This window comes from Segniliparus rotundus DSM 44985, from assembly GCF_000092825.1.
Classification (GTDB): domain Bacteria; phylum Actinomycetota; class Actinomycetes; order Mycobacteriales; family Mycobacteriaceae; genus Segniliparus; species Segniliparus rotundus.
On record NC_014168.1, the window covers coordinates 1,886,323 to 1,910,613 of the forward strand.

Here is a 24,291-nt window from a genome sequence, read left to right on the forward strand (position 1 = left end):
CACTTCGGCTGGGCTTCGGTCAGCGCGAACATCCTGCTCCGACGTGGTCTCGACAAAATCCCCGGCGCGAAATGGCGGATGCGGCGGCGTAAGGCCTGCGCGGCGCCCTGCGCCCACCACGGCAGCACCGTGGGCGGCGCGGCCGAACCCTCCCCCGCTTCGGAGCCCCATGGGCTACGAAACGCCCCTCTGAACCGGACCGGGGAGCACCGCGCGCACCGGCAGCTGGGCCGCGTGGAGAACACAAAAAGCGCTTACGCGTGCGCCCTCGTCTTCGCCACGAGCCTGCCCAGGTGCTCGACCGCGAGCACATAGCCGTCGACGCCGAGCCCTGCGATGACTCCAGTCACCACGGGCGCGAGGTACGAATGGTGGCGGAACTCCTCACGCCTGTGCACATTGCTGATATGCACCTCGACCACAGGCACCGCGAGAGCGGCGATGGCGTCGCGCAGCACAATCGAGGTGTGCGCGAGCCCGCCCGGATTAATCACGACCCCGACCCGGTCCGGATCGGGCTCGTGGACCCAGTCGATGAGCTGGCCCTCGTGGTTGGACTGCTTGGCGAGAACTTCCAGATGGAACTTCGCAGCGGCAGACGCGGCTTTTCGCTCCACATCGGCAAGGGTCTCCTTGCCGTACATTGACGGCTCGCGCCTGCCCAACTCGCCGAGATTCGGGCCGTTGAGCAATAAAACCCGTTGAGGCATCGGTCTTTGGCCAAACGCTCCGCTACGCGCTCTTCTCGCGCCGCTCGTTGCGCGGAGGTTTGCGCGGCACGATGGTCGGGAGCACGTTCTCGCGGACGGTCTCCTCCGTGATGACCACTTTCGCGACATCGTCCCGGCTCGGGATGTCGTACATGACCGGCAGCAGGACTTCCTCCATGATGGCCCGCAAGCCACGGGCCCCGGTGCCGCGCAAGAGGGCCTGGTCGGCCACCGCCTCCACCGCCTCCTTGGAGAACTCCAACTCCACGTTGTCCATCTCGAAGAGACGCTGGTACTGCTTGACCAGAGCGTTCTTCGGCTCGGTGAGGATGGTGACCAAGGCTTCCTTGTCCAGGTTCGCGACCGAGGCGATGACCGGCAAACGCCCGATGAACTCGGGGATCAAGCCGAACTTGATGAGATCTTCCGGCATGACCTCGGCGAAGTAATCACGGGTCTCCACATCCTCACGAGTGCGGATCTGCGCGCCGAAACCGAGGCCGCGCTTGCCGACGCGCTCGCCGATGATCTTCTCAAGGCCCGCGAACGCGCCCGCGACGATGAACAAGACGTTCGTCGTGTCGATCTGGATGAACTCCTGGTGCGGGTGCTTGCGCCCGCCCTGAGGGGGCACCGACGCCTGGGTGCCCTCAAGGATTTTGAGCAATGCCTGCTGCACGCCCTCGCCCGAAACGTCCCTGGTGATCGAAGGGTTCTCGGACTTGCGGGCGATTTTGTCGACCTCGTCGATGTAGATGATGCCGGTCTCGGCGCGCTTCACGTCGTAGTCCGCCGCCTGGATCAATTTGAGGAGGATGTTCTCCACGTCCTCGCCGACGTAGCCGGCCTCGGTCAACGCGGTGGCGTCCGCGATCGCGAACGGCACATTGAGCATCTTCGCCAAAGTCTGCGCGAGGTAGGTCTTGCCGCAACCGGTCGGCCCGAGCATGAGGATGTTCGACTTCGCGAGCTCGACCGAGGCCTTGCCGTCCCGGCCCGGCTTGTCACCCGCCTGGATGCGCTTGTAGTGGTTGTACACCGCCACCGCGAGCGTCCGCTTCGCGGGGTCCTGGCCGACCACATAGCTTTCGAGGAATTCTCGGATTTCCGCGGGCTTCGGCAATTCGTCGAGTTTGACCTCGCCCGCCTCAGCAAGCTCTTCCTCGATGATTTCGTTGCACAAATCAATGCATTCATCGCAGATGTACACACCTGGACCAGCGATAAGCTTCTTGACTTGTTTTTGGCTCTTTCCGCAGAAAGAGCATTTCAACAGGTCTGTCCCATCTCCGATGCGTGCCATCTCGTGCTGCGCCTTCTCTCGTCGTCCAGGTGACTGACCGTCACATACCCGACATTACCTGCCTCAGACAGTTTTTGGGGGCAAGAAGCGGATTAGTTTTTCGCGGACTTCTTGCGATACGGGTAGACCGAGTCGATGATGCCGTAGTCTTTGGCCTCTTGAGCGGTGAGGATCTTGTCCCGGTCGGTGTCCTTGCGGACCTCGTCGGCGGTTTTGCCCGTGTGGCGCGAAAGCGTCTCCTCCATCAGCCGGCGCATGCGCTCGATCTCAGCGGCCTGGATCTCGAGGTCGGTCGCCTGGCCCCGGATCGCGCCGCCCTCGATCCTCGGCTGATGGATGAGCACCCGCGCGTTCGGCAACGCGGCCCGCTTGCCAGGAGTGCCCGCAGCGAGCAGCACCGCCGCGGCGGAGGCCGCCTGGCCCAAGCAGACCGTCGCGATGTCGCAGTGCACGAACTGCATCGTGTCGTAGATGGCCATCAACGAGGTGAACGAGCCGCCGGGCGAGTTGATGTAGATCGTGATGTCGCGATCCGGGTCGAGCGACTCAAGGACCAGCAGCTGGGCCATGATGTCGTTCGCCGAAGTGTCGTCCACCTGGGTGCCGAGGAAGATGATGCGCTCTTCGAAAAGCTTGGTGTACGGGTTGGTCTCTTTGACGCCGGTCGAGGTGTGCTCGATGAAGCTCGGGACAATGTACCGGGAGCTCGGTTGGATGGGGTTCATGATGTCAATCCGTTCTTCTCGTCGCGAGGCTTAGTTGCTGCCGATCTTGGCCGCACGGGTGATGACGTGGTCGACGAAGCCGTATTCCTTGGCCTCTGCGGCGGTGAACCAACGGTCGCGCTCGGAATCCTCATGGATCTTCTCCACCGTCTGGCCGGTGAATTCGGCGTTGAGGCGGGTCATCTCCTTCTTGGTCGCGGCGAGCTGCTCGGCCTGGATGGCGATGTCCGCGGCCGCGCCGTAAATGCCAGCCGAAGGCTGGTGCATCATGATCCGCGCGTGCGGCAAGGCGTAACGCTTCCCCTTCGCGCCCGCGGCCAAGAGGAACTGCCCCATCGAAGCGGCCATGCCCATGGCGTAGGTCGCGATGTCGCACTCGGACAGCTGCATGGTGTCGTAAATCGCCATGCCCGCGCTGATCGAACCGCCAGGCGAGTTGATGTACAACGAGATGTCCTTGCTCGGGTCCTCTGCCGTGAGCAGGAGGACCTGGGCGCACAGCCGGTTGGCGATGTCGTCGTCAACTTCCGAACCGAGGAAGATGATGCGCTCGCGCAGGAGCCGCTCGAACACTGAGTCCGTCAGGTTCAGGCCCGAAAGTTCGGAGCGCATGCTCGGATAGTGCTTGCTCATAGAAAGCCTGCCTCCTTGAAGTGTCGGTTGCTGATCGGCCGGTCGCCGTCTGGGAATGACCTTAGCGGCCCTCGCGGCTGAAGTGGGCCGGCGGCAGCGGTTCTTCGCGCAGAGCGGAACTACGCGTCCTGCGGGTCCTGCTCCGCGTGGTCCTCGGATTCCTGGGCCTGTTGGGCGGTTTGCTCGAACAGCTCCGCGACGTCGACGACAGCGCCGCCCGTCTCAGTGATCTTCGCCGCGTCGATCACCTGGCGCAAGGCCTGGTTGCGGCGGACCTCTTCCAACATCCTCGCGTACTGCTCGATCTGCTGGCGCTGCTCGCTCGCCTTCTTGCCGCTGAACTGGGACACGCGCGCGCGCAGCGCGTCCACCTGCTCCAGCTCGGCGGTCGCGAGGCCCTCTTTGTCCGCAATCGCGTCAAGGATGAGCTGCAGCCCGAGCTCGCGCTTGGCGGCTTCGGCGAACTGCTCCTCCAGATCCGACACCGTCTTGCCCTGGATCTGAAGGAACTGCTCGAACTGCTCGGGGCTGAGCCCGGTGCGCTGGGCCAATTGCCCGATCTGGCCGCGAACCCTGGCCTGCAGCACCGCTTCCGGGATCGGCGGCTCGACCTTGGCGAGGAGGGAGTCGACCACCCGCTCACGGATCTGGTTCAACCTGCCGCGGCGGCGCTCTTCCTCGATTTCCTTGCGGGTCGCGTCCTGCAACTGCGCAACGGTGTCATGGCTCGACGCGGTCTGGACGAACTCCTCGTCCAGCTCAGGCAGTTTGACCTCCTTGACTGCGGTGACGGTGATCTCAAGGCTGCGCTTCGCGCCCTCGACGGAGGTCGCGAACTCGACATTGCCCTTCTGCCCCTCCTTGAGGCCGATGACGGCTTCTTTCAGGTTCTTCGGGGTGTTCTCGCCGCCGAGGTCGATGGGCTGGTCAGTCTCCTTGGTCTCCTCAACCGGCTCGCCGTCCACGAGTTCCACCACATCGACCGTCACCACGTCGCCCTCCTTGGCCTTGCGGGTGACCGGCGAAAGCTCGCGGAAGCGCTGGCGCAACAGTTCGATCCGCTCGGCGACGTCCTCATCGGTGACGGTGAGCGGGTCGACGGTGGCCTCGATGGCGTCGAAATCGGGAATGTCCAGATCAGGACGAACATCGACTTCGGCGCTGAAATTGATCGGCTCCCCGAAGACGGGCTTGTCTTTGCCGAGATCGAACTTCGGCTGGCCGAGCGGCTGGAGCTTCGCCTCAGCGACCGCCTCGTTGTAGCGGGCGGGGACGGCCTCTTCGATCAACTGGCTGAGGATGGCCTCCTCGCCGACCCGAGCGCGGATCAACTGCGCGGGAGCTTTGCCGGGGCGGAAACCGGGAATACGGACATGGTGCGCAAGAACACGCACTGCTTGGTCAAGCTCGGGCTTGAGCTCCTCGAACGGGACCTCGACGTCCAGTCGGACCCGCGTCGGGCTCAATCGCTCCACTGTGCTGCGCACTACCCAGTCTCCTTTTGCTCTGTGAACTCGTCGTCGTCTTCTGTCGGGGTGACAGGATGTGCGGGGCGCAGCAGGTTCGAAATCCTGCCTCACTCGCCAATCCTGCCGATCGACTCTGTCGGGGCGACAGGATTTGAACCTGCGACCCTCCGCTCCCAAAGCGGATGCGCTACCAAGCTGCGCCACGCCCCGGACATCGCCTTAACTGAGGCTGCAAAAGCTTACTACAGACTCCGCGCACGCCGCACACCGCGCGACATCCGCCCCCACAGGCGGGCGCGCGCTCCCGACAGCCCAGGGGCAGACGCGGCGGCCTGTGGCAGAACGTTTCAGGATGTGAGCACGGCCAAATCCTAGGAGCCGTCCCGGACGAGCTTCATACCGCCTTCCTGCGCCACACAGGCAACCAGGCTGCCCGCCTGGTTGAACAGCTTCCCCTGCGTCAAAGCCCGACCGCCTTGCGCAGAAGGGGACACCTGGTCGTACAAGAGCCACTCGTCCACGCGGAACGGGCGCATGATCCACATGGCGTGGTCGAGCGAGGCCACTTTGACCGGAATATGCCGGTGCGGAGCCCGAGCAGACATGAGAAGCGTCATATCGCTCAAGTACGCCAACCCGCACACATGCAGCGCCGGAACGTCGGGCATGGCGCCGCTGTACCGAATCCACACCCGCTGGCGCGCCACCGCGCCATCGAGCGGCACCGCGTCGCGATGGACCCGGCGCACATCCCAGCTCGACCACAAATTAGAGAAATACGCCCAGCTCTTGGGCGTGACAGACTCGTCAGGCCCCGGAGTCGGAGGAATCGGCTCCTGGTGTTCGAGCCCTTCCTCGTAGACGTGAAAGGACGCGGTCATCGCGAAGATCGTCTCACCGTCCTGGATGGCGTGCACCTCCCTGGTGCTGAACGATCCGCCGTCTCGAATCCGGCTCACCGTGTACACCGTGGGCTTCTGCGGCTGGCCGGGGCGCAGGAAGTACCCGTGCAGCGAATGGACCGAGCGGGACGGATCGACCGTCATCACGGCGGCCATCAGGGCCTGGCCTGCCACTTGTCCGCCGAACGTGCGCTGGATCGGGCTCGGCACCACCGGACCCCGGAAGATGTCCCGGTCGATGGGGTCCAAGGTGAGCACCTCTTCGATCGGCATCACCCGCTGCGGCGCGGCGCTTGTCATCCAACTGCCTCCAATTGCCCAATCTTCAACACATCGCGCAGGAACCTGCCGGTGTGGCTGCCCGCGGAGCGGGCGACGTCTTCCGGGGTGCCCTCCGCGACGACGGTCCCGCCGCCGGAGCCGCCCTCGGGCCCGAGGTCGACGATCCAATCCGCCGCTTTTATCACGTCGAGGTTGTGCTCGATGACGATCACTGTGTTGCCCTTGTCCACGAGGCCGTTGATGATGGCCAAAAGCTTGCGGATGTCCTCGAAATGCAGACCGGTCGTCGGCTCGTCAAGAATGTACACCGTCTTACCGGTAGAACGTTTCTGCAGTTCAGAAGCAAGTTTCACGCGTTGGGCCTCGCCTCCGGAGAGCGTGGTGGCCGGTTGGCCGAGGCGCACGTAGCCCAAGCCGACGTCCACGAGGGTGTCGAGGTACCGGCTGATCGAGGAGATCGGCTTGAAGAACTCGGCGGCCTCTTCAATGGGGAGGTGCAAAATCTCGGAAATGTTCTTCCCTTTGTACCGCACTTCCAAGGTCTCCCGGTTGTACCGGTCGCCCTTGCAGACTTCGCACGGCACGTACACGTCCGGCAGGAAGTTCATCTCGATCTTGACCGTGCCGTCGCCCTGACAGGCCTCACAGCGCCCGCCTTTGACGTTGAACGAGAACCGGCCCGGCGCGTAGCCGCGGACTTTTGCCTCCTGGGTGGCGGCGAAAAGACTGCGGATCTTGTCGAAGACCCCGGTGTAGGTGGCAGGATTCGAACGAGGCGTGCGCCCAATGGGGGTCTGGTCCACTTGGACCAGCTTGTCGAGCTGATCGAGACCGGTGACTCGGGTGTGGCGCCCGACCGGCTGCCTGGCGCTATTGAGCTTGTTCGCGAGCACCCTTGCCAAAATGTCGTTGACCAAGGTGGATTTGCCCGAGCCGGAGACGCCGGTCACCGAGACCAGCACGCCGATCGGCAAGGAGACGGTGAGGTCTTTGAGGTTGTGCTCGCGAGCCCCGACCACCGTGAGCTTGTGCTTCCACGGGCGGCGGGCGGCGGGGACGGGGATCTGCGCGCGGCCCGCCAAATACGCCCCGGTCAACGAATTCTTGTTCTTGAGCAGCGCTTTGTACGTCCCGCTGTGGACGACCTTGCCGCCGTGCTCCCCCGCGCCGGGGCCGATGTCCACGACCCAGTCGGAATTGCGGATCGTGTCCTCGTCGTGCTCGACCACGATGAGCGTGTTCCCGATGTCGCGCAGCCGGGTCAGCGTCTCGATGAGGCGATGGTTGTCGCGTTGGTGCAAGCCGATGGACGGCTCGTCCAGGACGTAGAGAACCCCGGTCAGGCCCGAGCCGATCTGCGTGGCGAGCCGGATCCGCTGCGCCTCGCCGCCGGAGAGCGAGCCCGCCGCGCGGTCGAGGGACAGATACTCCAAGCCGACGTCGAGGAGGAATTTCAGCCGGGCCTGGACCTCTTTGAGCACCCGGCCCGCGATCATCACGCCTTTCTCATCGAGGACAAGCTCGTTGAGGTACTTCGAGCAGTCCCCGACCGACAGGGCGCAGACCTGGGCGATGGACTTCCCGTCGGCGCCAAGGGTGACGGAGAGGATCTCCGGACGAAGGCGCGAGCCCTCGCAGTCGTGGCAGGGCACTTCGCGCATGAAGCCCTCGTACTTCTCGCGCATGAAGTCCGACTCCGTGTTGGCGAGCCTGCGGTGCAACCACGGGATGACGCCTTCGAACTCCACCGAGTAGGAGCGCTGCCTGCCATGGCGGTTTTTGTAGTTGACCTTGACTTTCGCCTCCGAGCCCTCGAGAACGACCCGTCGGGCGGCGGGCGGCAGGTCTTGCCAGGGGGCGGTGAAGTCGAACTCGAGTTCGTTGGCGACGCCCGCGAGCAGCTGCAAGAAGTAGTCCGAGTGCATGCCGCCCGCCCACGGCGCGACCGCGCCCTCCGCCAGGGAGAGCTCGGGGTCCGGGATCACCAGCTCGGGGTCCACCTCTTTGCGCACGCCGAGCCCGTCGCAGGTCGGGCAGGCCCCGTACGGGGAATTGAACGAGAACGAACGCGGCTCAAGGTCGTCCACCGCGATGGGGTGCCCGTTCGGGCAGGCCATCTTCTCGGAGAAGCGCCGCTCCCGGTTCGCGTCGTCCTCGGGCAGGTCGACGAAGTCGAGCACGACCACGCCGTCCGCCAGGCGCAACGCCGTCTCGACCGAGTCGGTGAGCCGCACCCGGGCGGAGCCCTTCACGACGAGCCGGTCCACAACCACCTCGATGTCGTGCTTCTCCTGTTTTTTCAAGGTCGGCGGCTCGGCGAGCGAATGCACCACACCGTCCACCCTGGCTCGGGCGTAGCCCTGGCTCTGCAACTGCGCGAAGAGGTCGGCGAACTCGCCCTTGCGGGTGCGCACCACCGGGGCGAGGACCTGGAACTTGGTGCCCTCCGCCATCGCGAGCACCTGGTCCACGATCTGCTGCGGGGTCTGCCTGGCGATGACCGACCCGCACTCCGGGCAGTGCGGGGTGCCTGCGCGCGCATAAAGAAGACGCAGGTAGTCGTACACTTCCGTGATGGTGCCGACCGTCGAGCGGGGGTTGCGGTTCGTGGCTTTCTGATCGATGGAGACAGCAGGGGACAAGCCTTCGATGAAGTCCACATCGGGCTTGTCCATCTGCCCGAGGAACTGGCGCGCGTACGCCGAGAGCGACTCGACGTAGCGGCGCTGCCCCTCGGCGAAAATAGTGTCGAAAGCGAGCGAGGATTTGCCGGATCCAGAAAGCCCGGTGAACACGATGAGGCTGTCTCGCGGCAGCTCCAAGTCCACGCCGCGCAGGTTGTGCTCCCGCGCGCCGCGAATGATGAGCTGATCTGTCATCGCACTATCGTAAACGCAAGCACTGACGTCCAGCGCCGGTGGCGGGAGGCGTGCGCCCAGCAGCCTCAGACGCTGAGCTTCAACCGCTGGTCGGCATGGCGCCAGTAGACCGATCCGAACCTGGTGTCCACACGCAGCCAGCTGGGGTGCGTGCGGATCCGCACCACTTCGTCGTCGCGGATGGCGAGCCGGTCCGTCGTCGCGCGGATCGGCCTGCCGGTGCGCGTGGTGATGAAGCCCATGGCCGTCAGCGCGAAGACGCAACGCAACGGCACCTGGGTGCCCGCTTCATCGGCCGCGCTCGCGGTCACCACGACCGAGTCCAAGAGCGACGGCGGCGGCCCCTGCGGGCCTGCGTGTTCTTCGATCAGGGCCATGCCGCGTTGGGCGAGTTCCACAAGCTCTCGAACCGGCACGTCGTCCACATGGGAGAACCCGTCCTCGGGAGGCAGCGAGCCTTTCCACGACGAGTCGAAGCTCCAACCGAGCGCGACCTCGCGCACGCCTTCGCGCGAGAGGGAGTCCCGCAGGCCGGCGGCGTCCACCACGATGTCCGACGGACGCACCTCACCGGACGTGGAACGCATCGCGAGCACGTCGAAGCCGGTCTGCGCCCACACCCCCACTCTGCCGTCCGCGCGGGCTTTGAGCCGGACCACAGCGGCGGCGTCCAAGCGCAACGCCGCCGCCGCGAACCTCGCCACATCAGCGGCCGCAAGAGGCTCTGCCAGCCGCAGAGCGCGCTCCTCAGCCACGCCGGCCCCGCAATCGCCGCACCCCGGCGGGGAGCACGGCGATGACCACCACGACGGCGATCACCCAGACGAACGGCCACGGCCCCAGCTCGCCAACGTGGCTTTGCAGCCACATCTGCACCGAAGCAGCACGCTCGACAACCGGATCGCGAGGACTGCCATGCGAGAAAAAGAGCTGCCGCTCGTAGTACCCGTAATACGTGACATACAGCCCGGTCAGCAGCACGACCGCGCCAGCGATCCTCGTGATGTGCGGCAACAAGCCGCGGATTCTGCCCGCGACCGACGAGCCGAGCAAGGCGACGGCGAGGGCGAGTGCCCCGACGGTGATGGCCATGCCGCCCGCGTAGACGAGAAAAGCGAGCACACCGGTCAGCCACGAACCCTTCTGGAAGGTCGCGCCGATCAGGGCGAGGAACGGCCCGGCGGTGCAGGACAACGACGCGGTCGCGTAGCCGACGCCATACCCGTACATCGAGCCCAACTGCGCCGTCGGCGCGCCGCCGCCCGGCCTCGGGAGCATCACGGCGATGTCGTTGCCCAAAAGCAACCACACGCCGGTGGCGATCAACAGAACACCGATCACCAGCGTCGCGTACGGCAAGTATTTCTGCGCGGAGGCGAGCAGCGGGGAGATCACCAGGCCGAAGAGGCCGAACACCGTGACAAAGCCCGCTGCCATCGCCACGGTCGCCGCCGCTGCCCTGGCGACGGCCGTCCTGCGCCCAACATCCTGGCTGCTGCCTGCGATGACGAGCCCGAGGCAACCGGGCAGGAACGCGAATCCGCACGGGTTCAGCGCGGCGACAAGCCCGGCTGCGAGAGCAAGGCCGAGGACGGCGTGCGTGTTCATCGCCGCCAGTCTACCGAGCTACAGCCCGGTCGATCCCGGGCTCGACCCGTTGCCGCTGGCGGTGTAGGAACGGGCGCCGGTCCCCGCGAGCTTGCCGCCGTCCACGATGAGGTACTCGTCCCGGATCGGCTTGCCCGCCAACCATGCCTCCAGGATCTCTCTGGCGCCTGCCGCGTAACGCGCCTGCGCCGAGAGCGTGGACCCGGCGACGTGCGCTGTCATCCCGTTGTGCGGCATCGTGCGCCACGGGTGGTCGGCGGGGGGCGGCTGCGGATACCAGACGTCGCCCGCGTACCCGGCGAGCTGGCCGGAATCAATCGCTCGGACGACCGCGCCCGTGTCCATGATCGCGCCGCGCGCGGTGTTCACGATGTACGAGCCGCGCCGCATCGTGCCGATGAGCTCTTCATTGAAGAGCTGGTAGGTCTCGGGCACGAGCGGGGCGTGGACGCAGAGCACGTCGACGTTCCTCGCCAATGCGGGGATGTCCGGGTAGAACTGCAGGCCCAGCTCCTCCTCGATGTCTGGAGCGAGGCGGTGCTTGTCCGTGTAGGCCAGTGTCACCTGGAAAGGCTTCAGCCTGCGCAGCACCGCCTGGCCTATGCGCCCAGCCGCGATCACGCCTGCGGTCAAGCCTTCGAGGTCGTACGCGCGAGAGACCGAGTCCGCGATGTTCCAGCCTTTTTTCGTGGTGACCCATTCGTGCGAGGGCAGATAATTGCGCACCAACGCGAGAACCTGCATAACCGTGTGCTCCGCGACGCTGATCGAGTTGCTCCAGGTCGCCTCTGCGACGGTGACGCCGTGCTTGATCGCGGCGTTGAGATCGACATGGTCCGAGCCAATGCCCGCCGTGATCGCGAGTTTGAGCTGAGGGGCCTTCGCTATCCGCTCCGCCGTGAGATACGCAGGCCAGAACGGCTGCGAGATCACGACGTCCGCGTCAGGCAGTTCGCGCTCGAATGCAGAATCTGGCCCGTCTTTGTCGCTGGTCACCACCAGGATGTGGCCCTGCGATTCGAGGAATGCGCGCAATCCGAGCTCGCCGGAGACACAGCCGAGCAGCTCACCGGGGGTGAAATCGACGGCTTCCGGCTTCGGCGCTGTCTGTCCGTCGGGGTAGCTGTCGATGACAGGAATGGAGTCCCGCGCGTACTTTGGAGGGTATCCGTCCACAGGGTCCGGATAGAGGACGGCAACGATTTTCGCCATGAGCTGTGCTCCTCAATATTGTTTTCTGCGTCATTCTTTTCTGCATTGTTTTCTGCGTCGATGTCCAGCCTCGTCCCGCTCTTTTCCCTCGTCCAATACCATCTTGCAAGTGCCTCATAGGCAACTCCGATGACTCGAGGTCACGGCGAAAAGAGGACACTGCGATACAAAGGCGCCAGGAAAGAGGACACCGTGCAGATACGCCAACTCGAATACTTCGTGGCGCTGGCCGCAGAGCGCCACTTCACCAAAGCGTCCGAGGTCTGCCACGTCTCCCAGCCCGCCTTCTCCGAAGCGCTCGGCAAATTAGAGCGCGAGCTCCGCGTCCCGCTCGTGCGCCGAGGGCACGCCTTCGAAGGCCTCACCCCGGAGGGCGAGCGGCTGCTCGTCTGGGCTCGCAGGCTCCTCGCCGACCACGAAGCGATGCGCGCTGAGGCGGACGCGCTGCGGGTGGGCGTGTCGGGGCGGGCGCGCATCGGCGCAGTGCCTGGGGCGGCGGCGGTCGCCGCGAAGCTCATTGCGCCGTTCTGCGCTCGGCATCCCCTCGCGACCGTGCAGCTCGCAACGCATCTGAGTTTCTCAGAAATCTTGCGCCAAGTGCGGGACTTCGAGTTGGACGCGGGCATCACATTCTTGGACGAAGGGACGGAGGGCCTGCCCTCGTTGCTCTTGTACGAGGAGCGCTACATGCTGCTCGCGTCCAAGAGGCTCCTCGCGGAGCGCGACGGCCCGGTCCCCTGGACGCAGGCGAGCGCTCTGCCGATGGCGGCGCTGGCCGCGGGGATGCGGGGCCGGGCATTGGTGGACGACGCGTGCGCCCAAGCTGGGGTCCAGGTCGATGTGCAGGTGCAGACGGATTCGATCGAGTCGCTGTGCGCGCTGGCGGGCACGGGACGCTGGGCGACGGTGGCGCCGTCGTCCTGGGTCCAGGCCTGGGAATTCAGCGGAGACATCGCCGCCGTGCCGATCATCGAGCCGGAGGTGGTGACCAGGATGGGGTTGGTGTTCACGGCCAGCACGCCCACGCCTGCGCTCACAACAGCTCTGTTCGACGTGGCGAGACGCCTCAAGCTCGGTTGACGCGGAGCGTCACGACGACGCGAGGTCGCGCGCGATGCGGATCTTCGCACATACTTTGGCGAACATTTCTCGATGAAGCCAGAGTGTTCGCTCTCGCGAGGAAATGCGTTCGGGGGTCTCATCAACCACGAGGCAAAGACGCTTTCACACTGGCTTTCCCGCTGAACACTGCGAGAGGGGAAATGCGTCCACCGCATCCTGCCAGCGCTTCTTTTCCCCGTCATCGATGAAACTGGCTTCGAAGGAGTTGCGGGCCAACTGGCGCAGGTCTTCGTCGGTGAGGCTGAGCGCGCTCCGCACTGCGGCGAAGTTGTCGTCCACATGCCCGCCGAAATAGGCCGGGTCGTCGCTGTTCACCGTCACCAGCAAGCCCGCGTCGAGCATGGCCTTGAGCGGATGCTCGCTGAGCGAGCTGACGCCTTTGAGGCAGAGATTGGACAACGGGCACACCGTGAGCGGGACGCGCTCCGCCCGCAAGCGGGCCACAAGTTCCGGGTCGGCCAGAGCGCGCACACCGTGGTCGATCCGTTCGACGCCGAGCACGTCGAGCGCCTCCCACACGTAGTCGGGACCGGCCTCCTCACCCGCGTGCGCGACCTTGTGCAAACCTTCGCCAGCGGCCATCTCGTAGACGCGCTTGAAGAGCCGGGGCGGGTGGCCGACCTCGGCCGAGTCGAGCCCGACCCCGATGAAGTGCTCCCGGAACGGCAGCGCCGCGCGCAGGGTCTCTTCGGCGGCTTCGGGGCCGAGGTCGCGCAAGAAGCACAGGATGAGGTCGGCTGCGATTGGCGCGTCCTGGGCGGCAGCGGAGAGGCCATTGACCATTGTCTCGAAGCCGATCCCGTTGTTCAGGTGCGTCTGCGGGTCGAAGAACACTTCGGCTCTGCGGACCCCGGCGGCGGCGGCGCGGCGCAAGTACGCGGCCATGAGGTCGTAGAAGTCCTCTTCGGCGCGCAGCACGGCAAGGTTCGCGTAGTAGACGTCGAGAAAGGACTGCAAATTCGTGAAATGGCGGTATCGCCCGGCCAGCGCCACCGGGTCGTATGTCGGCAACGCCACCCCGTTGCGCCGGGCGAGCGACACGAGGAGTTCGGCCTCCAACGTGCCTTCGACGTGGACGTGCAGCTCGGCGACAGGCAACGGGGTCATAGCCCAACTGTAACCCGACCAGTACCCCGCAGGGGTATCTCGCGCTTTCGTCCAGAGCGGACCGGGCAGAGCGTGCGCCCATGTCCGCCGCCGCAAGGGCGGGCGCCCTGGCCGGGGAATCGACCGGAAAACTAGTGCGAGCCCCGTGCCATGGACCGAACCCAACGGGTCGCCACCGAGATGGCGGCCAGGTCGGCGACCTGCGACGCGAACACCCCGGCGAGCGCGTCCTGCGCGCGGTTGACCCTGGCCGAGTTCCGCGCCCGCCAGTCGGCGATATGCTCCTCGGGCGACTCGGCGGGGTCGCTGTCCGCCATCACGTCCAAAGTCAACGAGCGCAGCGCCGCGTGCAGTTCCTCGCGAAGCGCAAGCCGGGCCTTGACCTGCCATTGGTCCTCGACCGGGAGGAGATTGGCGAGATTGAGCACCCGATCCACCCCGAGTTCGGAGCCGATCCGGAAATACAGCTCGCCCACCGGCGCGCAAGGACGCTCGACAAGCTCTGCGACATCGATGATGTCGAGCAGACGGAACTCGTAGACCAGCCGCGCCGCCCGCGCGGCCAACGCCTCCGGAGCCCCCAGCCGTGCCATCGAGTCGCGCAGCGCCGAGAAGCTGGCCACGTCGTCGCCGCGCAGCCAGGTGGGCAAAAGCTCCGTCAACTCCTTGACCTTCGGGGCGTACCGAGCGATCTCGGAGCGCATCGCGAGCGGTTGCGGCCGGTTCGTGACCAACCATCGGCACGAACGGTCCAGGAGCCTGCGGACCTGCGCGAGCACCCGGTCCGCTGCCGCGGCGGGCATCTCGTGCGGCCGTGTGGGACCGAGCGTCTGCGGCAGGTCGAAAATCTCCACCGCCGCCGAGAAGGACCGCGCCACGTCCGAGACGCACACCCCGGACTCCTCCGACATCCGGAAGGCGAACGTCGTCCCGCCGAGGTCGACGATCTCATTGGTGAGCAGTGTGGCGACGATCTGCCTGCGCAGGGCGTGCGAGCCAACGCCCGCCTTCGCCTCGGCCGGGAGTCCCGAAGGGAAGTAGGCGCGCAGCTTCGGCTCGTACATCTCGCTGTCGGGCACATCGCTTTCCAGCAGGTCGTGCTTGAGGCTGAGCTTCGCGTACGCCAGCAGCACCGAAAGCTCCGGCGAGCTCAAGCCCTCCCCCGCCTTGCCCCGCTCGCGCAAGGATTCGGGCTCGGGCAGGAACTCCACCTCGCGGTCCAGCCTGCCCGCCGAGACCAGCTCCTCGATCTGCCGCGCGTGCACGTCCACGAACTGCGCGGCGGTGCGCCTGGCGAAACCCAGCTCGTTGTTCTGCGCGATGTTGTCGGCGAGCACCAGCTCGGCGACCTCGTCGGTGAGCGACTCCAAGAGCAGCGCGCGCCGGTCCTGCGGGAGCTGTCCGGCGGCTTCGAGCTGGCTCAAGAGGATTTTGATGTTCACCTCGTGGTCCGAACAGTCCACCCCGGCGGAGTTGTCGATGGCGTCGGTGTTGATCCGCCCGCCCGCCCGGGCGTATTCGATCCGGCCCAATTGGGTCGCCCCGAGGTTCCCCCCTTCGCCGACCACTTTGGCCCGCACGTCCGAGCCGTCCACCCGCAGTTCGTCGTTGGTCTTGTCGCCCACCTCGGCGTCGGACTGGCCACTCGCTTTGATGTACGTCCCGATCCCGCCGTTCCACAGCAGGTCGACCGGAGCCTTGAGGATCGCTCGGATGAGCTCGGGGGGCGAGAGCTCGGCCACCTCGTCCGGCAGGCCGAGGGCGGCGCGGACCTGCGGGCTGAGCGGGACAGCTTTCACGCCGCGAGCCCACACGCCGCCACCAGCGCTGATGAGCGACGCGTCGTAGTCCGCCCATGAGGAGCGCGGGAGCTGGAAGAGGCGCTCGCGCTCGGCGAACGAGCGCGCCGCGTCCGGGTCGGGGTCGAGGAACACATGCCGGTGGTCGAACGCGGCGAGCAACCGGATGTGCGGACTGCGCAACATGCCGTTGCCGAACACGTCGCCCGACATGTCGCCGACGCCGACGACGGTGAAGTCGCTCGTCTGCGGATCGACGCCGAGCTCCCAGAAGTGCCGTCGCACGCTCTCCCACGCGCCGCGGGCGGTGATGCCCATGGCCTTGTGGTCGTAGCCGACCGAGCCGCCCGAGGCGAAGGCGTCGCCGAGCCAGAACCCGAAGCTCTTCGCGATCTCGTTCGCCGTGTCGGAGAACGTCGCGGTGCCTTTGTCCGCGGCGACCACCAAATACGGGTCGTCATTGTCGCGCCGCACCACATCAGGGGGGCCGACGACGGCCCTGGTCTGCGGGTCGATGTTGTCAGTCAGCTCCAACAGGGCGCCGATGAACAGTTTGTAACAGGCCAGGCCCTCGGCGCGCGACGCGTCCGGCGGGACTGGGCGTTTGACGACGAAACCGCCCTTCGCCCCGACCGGGACAATGACGGCGTTCTTCGTGGTCTGCGCCTTCGCGAGGCCCAGGATCTCGGTGCGGAAGTCGGAGACCCGGTCCGACCAGCGGATGCCGCCGCGCGCCACCGCGCCGAAGCGCAGATGCGTCCCCTGCACCCTCGGCGAGGAGACGAAGACCTCGAACTCCGGCACCGGCTTCGGCAAGTTCTTCAGGGAGCCAAGGACGAGCTTGCGGGGGGCGAGCTTCAGGGCGATCACGCCCCCGCCCGTCGGCGCGGAGCCATCGGCGCCCTCCGGCCGGAAGAAGTTCGTCCGCAACGTCGCCTCGATCAGATCGAGGTACGCCAGCAAAACCCGGTCCTCGTCCAAAGAGATCACCGAAGCGACTGCCTGACGCAATTCCTCCAGAATCCGGTCCCGTGCCGCGTTGGAGGCTTCTTGGGGATGGAACGTCGCGCGGAACAGGCGCACCAGAAGAACCGCCGTGTCCGCGTAGCGCAGGAGGACCCGGCTGATGTGGCTCGACGGGTACGGGAAGTCGATTTGTCGCAAGTACTGGGCGTAGACGCGCAGCAGCGAGACTTCCCGCCAGCTCAGGCCCGCCTGCAACGTGAGGACGCCGAGCTGGTCCGCCTCCGACTCTCCGTTCCAGAGCGCCTCCATCGCGTCGACCAGCTTCTCGCGGGTCCCCTGCTCCGACAAGGGGCCGGACCGTTCCTGGGCGCTGCGCTTCTCGGCCGCGACCCCGAACTGATAGATCCAGCACTGCTCCCCGTCAGCGCGGCGCAGCCCGTGCGGCCGCTCGAAGAGCACTGCGAGCCCCAGGCTCGTCATCAACGGCAGGACTTTGCTGATCGTGACCGGCTCCCCGCAGACGTACAGCACCAGGGCCGCGTCGGCGCCGTCCGTGTCGGCGGCGTCCTCCACCCGCACGCGCACGCCCCCTCGGCTGAGCCCTTGGAGAATGTTCACATCCTCGACCGCGCGCTGCGGGGTGAACGCCTCCTGGTACGAGAGCGGCAGGGCCTCGGCGTACCACTGGGCGGTCGCGGGGGTCAGCCCGGCCTCCTCCACAAGCCGGTCCGCCCATGTCCTGGACTCGGCGGCGAGCAGGGCCTGTATCCGGTCCTCGTTGGCCGAGGCGCAGTCCGGCTCCGACGCGAACGGGCCGCGAACCGTGAAAAACACCCACGCGGCAGATTCGGTCACTCTGGCGCTGTAGTCGATCGCAGCCGCCCCGAACTCGCGGAGCAAAACGTCCTGCATCGCGAGGCGCACCGCCGTGGTGTAGCGGTCTTGCGGCAGCCGCGCCCACGCCAGGACCCGCTCGCCGAGCGGGTCCTGGCGCAGGAAAAGCCGGAGCCCGCGCCGATCGGCGACGTCCAGCGCGCAGGACGCGATCTTCTGCAGCATGTCAAGGCCCATGCAGAACAGCTCGGGCCGAGGCAGCCCGGAAATCACCTCAAGAATCTGTTGGCCGGAGTAAGAGTCGAGCCGGACGCCGCAGGAAGCCACGACCTTGAGCGCCCGCTCCCCCACAACCGGGACGTCCAGAACGTTCCCGTGCACGGCGGACACAGGGAACATCCCGAGGAACCGGTGTTCTCGGCGCAGAGCCCCTTGGGCGTCGATTTCCCGCACCATGACCGTATAAGGATGGCGCGACGACCCGACGACGGACGGGCGGGGGCTCTGCGCCACGACGAGGACCGCCTCGCCCGGGACGGGCGCGGCGGACAGCGGGAGCAGCTGCGGCGCGCGCTCTCGAAGCACGCCGAGGCCGCTGGCCTCGTCCGGGCGCCACCGCCCGTCCCCGTCAGGCGCAAAGGACCGATAGCCCAAGAAGACGAAATGATCGTCGGCCAACCACCGCAACAGCCGGGAGGCGTTGGCAAGCTCCACGTCCGTCCCCTGGCCCGGCAGGTCGTCAGCGAGCTGCCGCAGACGGCCGAGGACGGCAGCGTGGTCCGCATGGGCGTGCCGCACGTCGCGCAGCACGCCGACGAGCCCCGCGTCGATCTCGGCGACGAGTTCGTCAGGGGTGTCCGGGGCGAGGGTGGCTTGGATCCACGACTCAGCGTGCGCGGCCCTGGGCTCTGTCTCGTCAAGGACCAGTTCGAGCAGATTTCCGCCGTCGTCTCTGCGCACCGCGAGAACGGGGTGCTCCAGGGCGGTGATGCGAGCGCCGAAGGATTCCACGAGGGAGGAGACGGACTGCACCAGGAGCGGGGCGTCGTCGGTGACGACGAAAACTGTGGGGACGCCGCGCAGCCGCGCCGCCCGCGCGCAATCCGCGCCAGGTCGGCGGACAGCGCCCAAGCTGATGTGGTCGAGCATGGCGTGCAGATCGGGGTCGGCCGAATCGGCGTAAACCCTCGCGAAGCCGTCGAGCCGTGACCGCTGCTCGGCGGAGAGCTCTCCGAGCGCCCGGCCCATGCCCGCCAGTTCAATCCTTGTGGCCATCGGCTGTCCCTTCTCGCTCTTTCCCGCAGCGCGCGAGCGCAAGGACCGAGGCGCGGCCCGGGGAGCCGACCGAGCCGGTCGGACGGCGGGGCCGCGGGCGGATGGTCATGCCAACTCGGCTTGCAAATTCTCGTCCAGGGCGGCGAGGAACTCCTCCGTGGTGAGCCAGCCTTGGCCGTCGCCCACCAAAAGCGCCAGGTCTTTGGTCATTTTCCCGTCTTCGATCGTGCGCACCACCACGTCTTCGAGTTTGTGGGCGAACGCCTCGACCGCTCGGGAGCCGTCGAGGCGGCCTCGGTGCGCGATACCTCTCGTCCAGGCGAAAATCGAGGCCACCGGGTTCGTGGAGGTGGGCTTGCCCTGCTGGTACTGGCGGTAGTGCCGAGTCACGGTGCCGTGCGCGGCTTCGGACTCGCAGATCTTGCCGTCGGGGGTGAGCAGTACCGACGTCATCAGGCCCAAGGAGCCGAAGCCTTGCGCCACGGTGTCCGACTGCACGTCGCCGTCGTAGTTCTTGCAGGCCCAGACATAGCCGCCCTCCCATTTGAGCGCGGAGGCCACCATGTCGTCGATCAAACGGTGCTCGTAGGTGAGCCCGGCCGCGTCGAACTCCGCCTTGAACTCCTGCTCGTAGACCTCTTGGAAGATGTCTTTGAACGCACCGTCGTACGCCTTGAGAATGGTGTTCTTCGTCGAAAGGTACACCGGGTAGTTCTGTTGCAGCCCGTAGTTCAAGGACGCGCGGGCGAAGTCGCGGATCGACTCGTTGAAGTTGTACATCCCCATGACGACGCCGCCCTCTTGCGGGAGCTTCACCACTTCGTGCTGGATCGGCTCACCGCCGTCCGCCGGGGTGTAGGTGATGGTGACCGTGCCCGCTCCGGACGCTTTGAAGTCGGTCGCGCGATACTGGTCGCCGAAGGCGTGGCGGCCGATGATGATCGGTTTGGTCCAGCCGGGGACGAGCCTGGGCACGCTGGCGATGATGATCGGCGCCCGGAAGATCGTCCCGCCGAGAATGTTGCGGATGGTGCCGTTCGGGGAGCGCCACATCTTCTTGAGGCCGAACTCCACCACGCGGGCCTCGTCCGGGGTGATCGTGGCGCACTTGACCCCGACCCCGTGGCGTTTGATCGCCTCGGCGGCTTCGACGGTCACTCGGTCGTCCGTCGCGTCGCGGTTCTCGATCCCCAGGTCGTAGTAGTCGAGTTCGATGTCAAGGTATGGATGGATGAGCTTGTCTTTGATGAACTTCCAGATGATCCGCGTCATCTCGTCGCCATCGAGTTCGACGACGACTCCCTCTACCTTGATTTTGGACATTCGGTGTCCGGCCCTCCTGGGATCGGCGTGCGTCAAATCCGCGCCGGGGTGTGGCGCCTGACCTTTTCCAACTTACCTCTTCGCCACGACTGTTCCGCAGCGCCATGACCTTCCCCTCGGTGCGTTATGATGTTCCCAGGTCAAGAGTCCTAGCAACAAGCCCCGGCTCGCTAGGCGGCAACCCCCGTACCGCGGCGGGGTGCTCCGGGTGAGGACCTGGTTTGCCTGCGAAACCCGCAGGCGGCAAGCGCGGGTCCCCGTTCGAGGGGCTCCTGGGAAAGCCGGTCGCCCGAGATCGGCCGACGCAACAAGGAGCCCGAGGGATGTGGTACCCCTCTCCAGACAAAACCCTCGACCCCTTGGAGCGACTGTGACCGACACTTCCACCGCACCCGAAACCTCGAACTGGAGCTTCGAGACCAAGCAGATCCACGCGGGCCAGTTCCCCGACTCGCAGACCTTCGCGAGGGCTCTGCCGATCTACCAGACGACCTCGTACGTCTTCCAAGACACAGAGCACGCGGCGGGGCTTTTCGACCTCTCCGTCGAAGGCAACGCGTACACCCGGCTCTCGAACCCGACGAACCTCGTCGTCGAAGAGCGGATCGCCGCCCTGGAAGGCGGCGTGGCCGCCCTCCTGTTGGGCTCGGGGCAGGCAGCGGAGTCGATCGCCCTGCTCAACCTCGCCGAAGCGGGCGACCACATCGTGTCCAGCCCCCGGCTCTACGGCGGCACCCAGAACTTGCTCCAGCACACCTTGCCCAAACTGGGCGTCCAGGTCACTTTCGTGGAAGACCCGGACAAGCTGGACCAATGGCGAGCGGCTGTGCAGCCGAACACGAAGGCGTTCTTCGGCGAGACCATCTCGAACCCGCTAGGCGACGTCTTCGACATCCCCGGAGTCGCCGACGTGGCGCACGAGCACGACATCGCCCTCGTCGTGGACAACACCGTCGCCACGCCGTACCTGCTCAACCCGATCCAACACGGGGCGGACATCGTGGTGCACTCCGCGACCAAATACCTCGGCGGACACGGCACGGCCATCGCGGGCGTGCTGGTCGACGGCGGAAACTTCGACTGGGCCAGCGGGCGCTACCCTCAGTACACCACCCCGGACGCGAGCTACCACGGCCTGGTGTGGGCCGAGCAGGGCCCACCAGCCTTCGCGCTGAAAGCCCGCACCCAATTCCTGCGCGATCTGGGCCCGGCGCTGTCCCCGTTCAACGCGTTCCTCTTGGCTCAGGGGCTGGAGACGCTGAGCCTGCGCGTGGAACGGCATGTCGCCAACGCCCGAAAAGTGGCCGAGTTCCTCGCCGGACACCCGCAGGTGCGCTCGGTGAACTATTCCGGCTTGCCCTCCTCGCCGTGGCACGAGCGCGCGAAACAGCTGCTGCCGAAGGGGCAAGGCGCTGTGTTGGCCTTCGAGATCGACGGCGGACTGGACGCGGGCAAGCGCTTCGTGAACGCCTTGCGCCTGCACAGCCATGTGGCGAATATCGGCGACGTCCGCTCGTTGGTCATCCATCCGGCTTCGACAACGCACTCCCAGCTCACGCCGCAAGCGCAACTGCAGGCCGGAGTCACCCCTGGCCTTGTGCGGCTCGCAGTCGGCCTCGAGGGCGTCGACGACATCATTGCCGACCTCGTGCTCGGATTCGAAGGGGCCCGATGAAGTCACCGGCTCCGCCCGCGGTCCTGTGCCAGTTGTCGGAACTCCGCCCGGCGGAACACAACATGCCGCCGGGGCGCTCTGAGGCAGCCTCGGCGTGACCGGCACCGAACTCGGCGACCGGCCCCGCCTCACCGACTGGGCGCGCTGCCCGGACGGCGAGCAGCAGCGCGTCCGGATCGGCTCGGTCCCGCTGGACCGGGGCGGGCAGCTCGTCGGCGTTGTGATGGCCTTCCGCCGCTGGGGCAAACCAACGCCCGGGCTGGACAACGTCGTCCTCGTGCTGCACGCGCTCACCGGCGACGACAACGTCGCCGGGGCCGACGAGCCGGACGGGCGCCGCTCTGGCTGGTGGGACGGGACAGTCGGGCCAGGAGCTGTGCTCGACACCCGGCGCTGGTGCGTCATCGCCGCCAACGTGCTCGGCGGGTGCTGCGGTTCAACCGGGCCGTCGTCTCCTGGCCCGGACGGCAAGGCGTGGGGCTCGCGTTTCCCCCGGATCACCGTCCGCGACCAGGTGCGCGCCGAAGCCGCCCTCGCCGACGCCCTCGGCGTGCGACGGTTCGCCAGCGTCATCGGCGGCTCGATGGGCGGCGCGCGGGCGCTCGAATGGATCGTCGGCTATCCCCGGCGCACCGCCAGCGGGCTCGTCCTCGCTGTCGGCGCGCGGGCCTCAGCAGACCAAATCGGCACACAGACCGCGCAAATCCAAGCGATTCAGGCCGATCCCGACTGGCACGGCGGGGACTACCACAGCACAGGCCGAGCCCCCCTCGCGGGCATGGGGATCGCGCGCCGGTTCGCGCATCTGACCTACCGATCCGAAGCAGAGCTGGACGAACGGTTCGGCAACGAGGCGCAAAGCGGCGAGGAGCCCCTGTGGCGAGGGCGGTACGCCATCACCAGCTACCTCGACCATCAAGCGCGCAAACTCGCCACGCGGTTCGACCCCGGCAGCTACGTCGCGCTGTCCGACTCGCTCAACCACCACGATGTGGGCCGGGGGCGGGGCGGGATCGAAGCGGCGCTCGGCGGCTGCGACGTGCCGACTGTGGTGGCCGGGATCGACAGCGACCGGCTCTACCCGCTGCACCAGCAAGAGGAAATCGCCAAACACCTCGCGGGCTCCTCCCCGTTGCGCGTGATCCACTCCAAATACGGCCATGACGGTTTCCTGGTCGAAGCCGAAGCGGTGGGCGAAGTGATCGAAGAGACGCTGGCCCGCGCCGAGCGCGGCTAATTCCGCCCGGTGCCCAGCGGGTTGATCGTCCACGACACCCAGAGAATTGCCGCGCCGACCAGGGCGAGCACCGCGACGTCGAAGACGCGGCTGCGCACCGCGAGCAGACCGGCCCGGTTCGTCGGCAGCACAGCCCGCAAGACCGCGGCGACGATCACGGCGAAGCCGATCACGGCTCCGCCGCGCCGCCATCGGTCGATTTCCACAAGCACAGCCGCCACGAGCAGCAAGAGCACCACCGCGGCAAAAGGCGCTTGGTTGAGCGCCTGGCGCATCCGCAACGCCTTGCGGTGCCCCTCGGCCCCTGCGTGGCGCCCGTGCGCGTCGTCGGTCACAACGACTGCCCTGTCTGGCGTTCGGCGAGCTCCACCACGTTCGCGAGCAGCATGGCCCGTGTGAGCAGCCCGACCCCGCCCGGATTCGGCGACACCGCCCCTGCGACCTCGCGCACATCCGGGCTCACATCCCCGACCAGTCCGTGCGCCGTGCGGGTGAGGCCGACGTCGATGACGACCGCGCCCGGCCGGACCATGTCTTTGGTGATGAAGCCGGGGCTCCCGACCCCGGCCACCACGATGTCGGCTCGGCGCAGATGCTCGGCGAGGTCTTTCGTTTTGCTGTGGCAGACCGTGACCGTCGCGTTGTGGGGCGGGCGGGACAACAGGACCGACAGCGGGCGTCCCACGGTCACTCCCCTGCCAACGATCACCACGTCCGCCCCGGCCAAGGGGGTGTGCGACGCGGCGAGCAGGCGCACGATCCCCTTGGGCGTGCAGGCCTGCGGCGCGGGGATGCCGAGCGCGAGACGGCCGAGGCTCGTAGGATGCAAACCGTCCGCGTCTTTGTCCGGGTCGATGCGCTCCAGCGCGGCGCTCTCGTCCAGGTGGCCCGGCAGAGGCAGTTGCACGATGTAACCGGTGCAGCCCTGATCGGCGTTGAGTTCGTCGATCACCGCGGCCACTTGGCCGAACGTCGCGTCCGATGGCAGCTCCCGCGCGATAGAGCTGATCCCGAGCGCCGCGCAGTCAGCGTGCTTGCCCCGCACATAGGCGTGACTGCCCGGATCGTCGCCGACGATGACCGTGCCGAGGCCCGGAATCACACCATTTTGAGTGAGGTACGCAACACGTTTGGACAGATCGTCCATGATCTGATCGCGAACGGACCGGACATCAAGCACAATCGCAGTCATGCACCTAGTGTCTCAGACCGCCGTCGTACGACCGTCCA

Annotated in this window: 18 protein-coding genes, 1 tRNA gene and 1 riboswitch; of the genes, 3 read left to right on the forward strand and 16 right to left on the reverse strand. The window is 66.6% G+C overall.

What is annotated here, in order from left to right; translation table 11 throughout:
* Window positions 1-254: 254 nt before the first annotated feature.
* The 11 genes from aroQ to SROT_RS09415 form a co-directional block, all read right to left on the reverse strand.
* Window positions 255-710 (reverse strand): type II 3-dehydroquinate dehydratase, encoded by a 456-nt coding sequence (aroQ, locus tag SROT_RS09365; RefSeq protein WP_013138786.1) that lies wholly within the window; start codon window positions 708-710, stop codon window positions 255-257.
* 22 nt (window positions 711-732) lie between these two features.
* On the reverse strand, window positions 733-2,013 hold the full coding sequence (clpX, locus tag SROT_RS09370; RefSeq protein WP_013138787.1) for an ATP-dependent Clp protease ATP-binding subunit ClpX: 1,281 nt from the start codon (window positions 2,011-2,013) through the stop codon (window positions 733-735).
* 92 nt (window positions 2,014-2,105) lie between these two features.
* Window positions 2,106-2,738, reverse strand: a complete 633-nt coding sequence (locus SROT_RS09375; protein ID WP_013138788.1) for an ATP-dependent Clp protease proteolytic subunit — start codon at window positions 2,736-2,738, stop codon at window positions 2,106-2,108.
* Between the two features lie 30 nt (window positions 2,739-2,768).
* Window positions 2,769-3,371 carry an ATP-dependent Clp protease proteolytic subunit gene (locus SROT_RS09380; RefSeq protein WP_013138789.1) on the reverse strand — a complete coding sequence of 201 codons (603 nt, stop codon included), beginning with the start codon at window positions 3,369-3,371 and terminating at the stop codon, window positions 2,769-2,771.
* Window positions 3,372-3,490: 119 nt separating this feature from the next.
* Window positions 3,491-4,858 carry a trigger factor gene (gene tig / locus SROT_RS09385; RefSeq protein WP_013138790.1) on the reverse strand — a complete coding sequence of 456 codons (1,368 nt, stop codon included), beginning with the start codon at window positions 4,856-4,858 and terminating at the stop codon, window positions 3,491-3,493.
* A gap of 118 nt (window positions 4,859-4,976) precedes the next feature.
* Window positions 4,977-5,050: transfer RNA gene (locus SROT_RS09390), tRNA-Pro, on the reverse strand.
* A gap of 161 nt (window positions 5,051-5,211) precedes the next feature.
* Entirely contained in the window at window positions 5,212-6,042 is an 831-nt protein-coding gene (locus SROT_RS09395; protein ID WP_013138791.1) for an acyl-CoA thioesterase, read from the reverse strand.
* Window positions 6,039-8,903 (reverse strand): excinuclease ABC subunit UvrA, encoded by a 2,865-nt coding sequence (gene uvrA, locus SROT_RS09400; protein WP_013138792.1) that lies wholly within the window; start codon window positions 8,901-8,903, stop codon window positions 6,039-6,041. Before uvrA ends, SROT_RS09395 begins: the two co-directional genes overlap by 4 nt.
* A 65-nt stretch (window positions 8,904-8,968) precedes the next feature.
* Window positions 8,969-9,658, reverse strand: coding sequence for a DUF8185 domain-containing protein (locus SROT_RS09405; protein WP_013138793.1), 690 nt, complete (start codon window positions 9,656-9,658; stop codon window positions 8,969-8,971).
* A complete protein-coding gene (locus SROT_RS09410) occupies window positions 9,651-10,511 on the reverse strand; it encodes a cytochrome c biogenesis CcdA family protein (RefSeq protein WP_013138794.1) in 861 nt (286 codons plus the stop codon). Before SROT_RS09410 ends, SROT_RS09405 begins: the two co-directional genes overlap by 8 nt.
* An 18-nt stretch (window positions 10,512-10,529) precedes the next feature.
* Complete coding sequence (locus tag SROT_RS09415) at window positions 10,530-11,723, reverse strand: NAD-dependent formate dehydrogenase (protein ID WP_013138795.1); 1,194 nt, start codon at window positions 11,721-11,723, stop codon at window positions 10,530-10,532.
* A gap of 192 nt (window positions 11,724-11,915) precedes the next feature.
* Between SROT_RS09415 and SROT_RS09420 the strand changes: the two genes are divergently transcribed.
* Window positions 11,916-12,803: a LysR family transcriptional regulator gene (locus SROT_RS09420; RefSeq protein ID WP_041407873.1), complete on the forward strand. Its 888-nt coding sequence runs from the start codon at window positions 11,916-11,918 to the stop codon at window positions 12,801-12,803.
* A gap of 144 nt (window positions 12,804-12,947) precedes the next feature.
* Here the strand turns inward: SROT_RS09420 and SROT_RS09425 are convergent, their stop codons facing one another.
* The 3 genes from SROT_RS09425 to SROT_RS09435 form a co-directional block, all read right to left on the reverse strand.
* Complete coding sequence (locus SROT_RS09425) at window positions 12,948-13,952, reverse strand: adenosine deaminase (protein WP_013138797.1); 1,005 nt, start codon at window positions 13,950-13,952, stop codon at window positions 12,948-12,950.
* Window positions 13,953-14,083: 131 nt separating this feature from the next.
* On the reverse strand, window positions 14,084-18,826 hold the full coding sequence (locus tag SROT_RS09430; protein ID WP_013138798.1) for an NAD-glutamate dehydrogenase: 4,743 nt from the start codon (window positions 18,824-18,826) through the stop codon (window positions 14,084-14,086).
* Window positions 18,827-18,931: 105 nt separating this feature from the next.
* On the reverse strand, window positions 18,932-20,149 hold the full coding sequence (locus SROT_RS09435) for an NADP-dependent isocitrate dehydrogenase (RefSeq protein WP_013138799.1): 1,218 nt from the start codon (window positions 20,147-20,149) through the stop codon (window positions 18,932-18,934).
* A 138-nt stretch (window positions 20,150-20,287) separates the two neighbouring features.
* Window positions 20,288-20,405, forward strand: a riboswitch (SAM riboswitch).
* Window positions 20,406-20,519: 114 nt separating this feature from the next.
* On the opposite strand from SROT_RS09435, the gene SROT_RS09440 reads away from it, so the two are divergent.
* Window positions 20,520-21,824: a bifunctional o-acetylhomoserine/o-acetylserine sulfhydrylase gene (locus tag SROT_RS09440; protein WP_013138800.1), complete on the forward strand. Its 1,305-nt coding sequence runs from the start codon at window positions 20,520-20,522 to the stop codon at window positions 21,822-21,824.
* A 94-nt stretch (window positions 21,825-21,918) separates the two neighbouring features.
* Window positions 21,919-23,061 (forward strand): homoserine O-acetyltransferase MetX, encoded by a 1,143-nt coding sequence (metX, locus tag SROT_RS09445; RefSeq protein ID WP_013138801.1) that lies wholly within the window; start codon window positions 21,919-21,921, stop codon window positions 23,059-23,061.
* Here the strand turns inward: metX and SROT_RS09450 are convergent.
* Together SROT_RS09450 and SROT_RS09455 are read right to left on the reverse strand one after the other, a co-directional pair.
* A complete protein-coding gene (locus SROT_RS09450; protein ID WP_013138802.1) occupies window positions 23,058-23,396 on the reverse strand; it encodes a DUF3017 domain-containing protein in 339 nt (112 codons plus the stop codon). The genes metX and SROT_RS09450 overlap by 4 nt on opposite strands.
* Window positions 23,393-24,253, reverse strand: a complete 861-nt coding sequence (locus SROT_RS09455; RefSeq protein ID WP_013138803.1) for a bifunctional methylenetetrahydrofolate dehydrogenase/methenyltetrahydrofolate cyclohydrolase — start codon at window positions 24,251-24,253, stop codon at window positions 23,393-23,395. Before SROT_RS09455 ends, SROT_RS09450 begins: the two co-directional genes overlap by 4 nt.
* Between the last annotated feature and the right edge of the window lie 38 nt (window positions 24,254-24,291).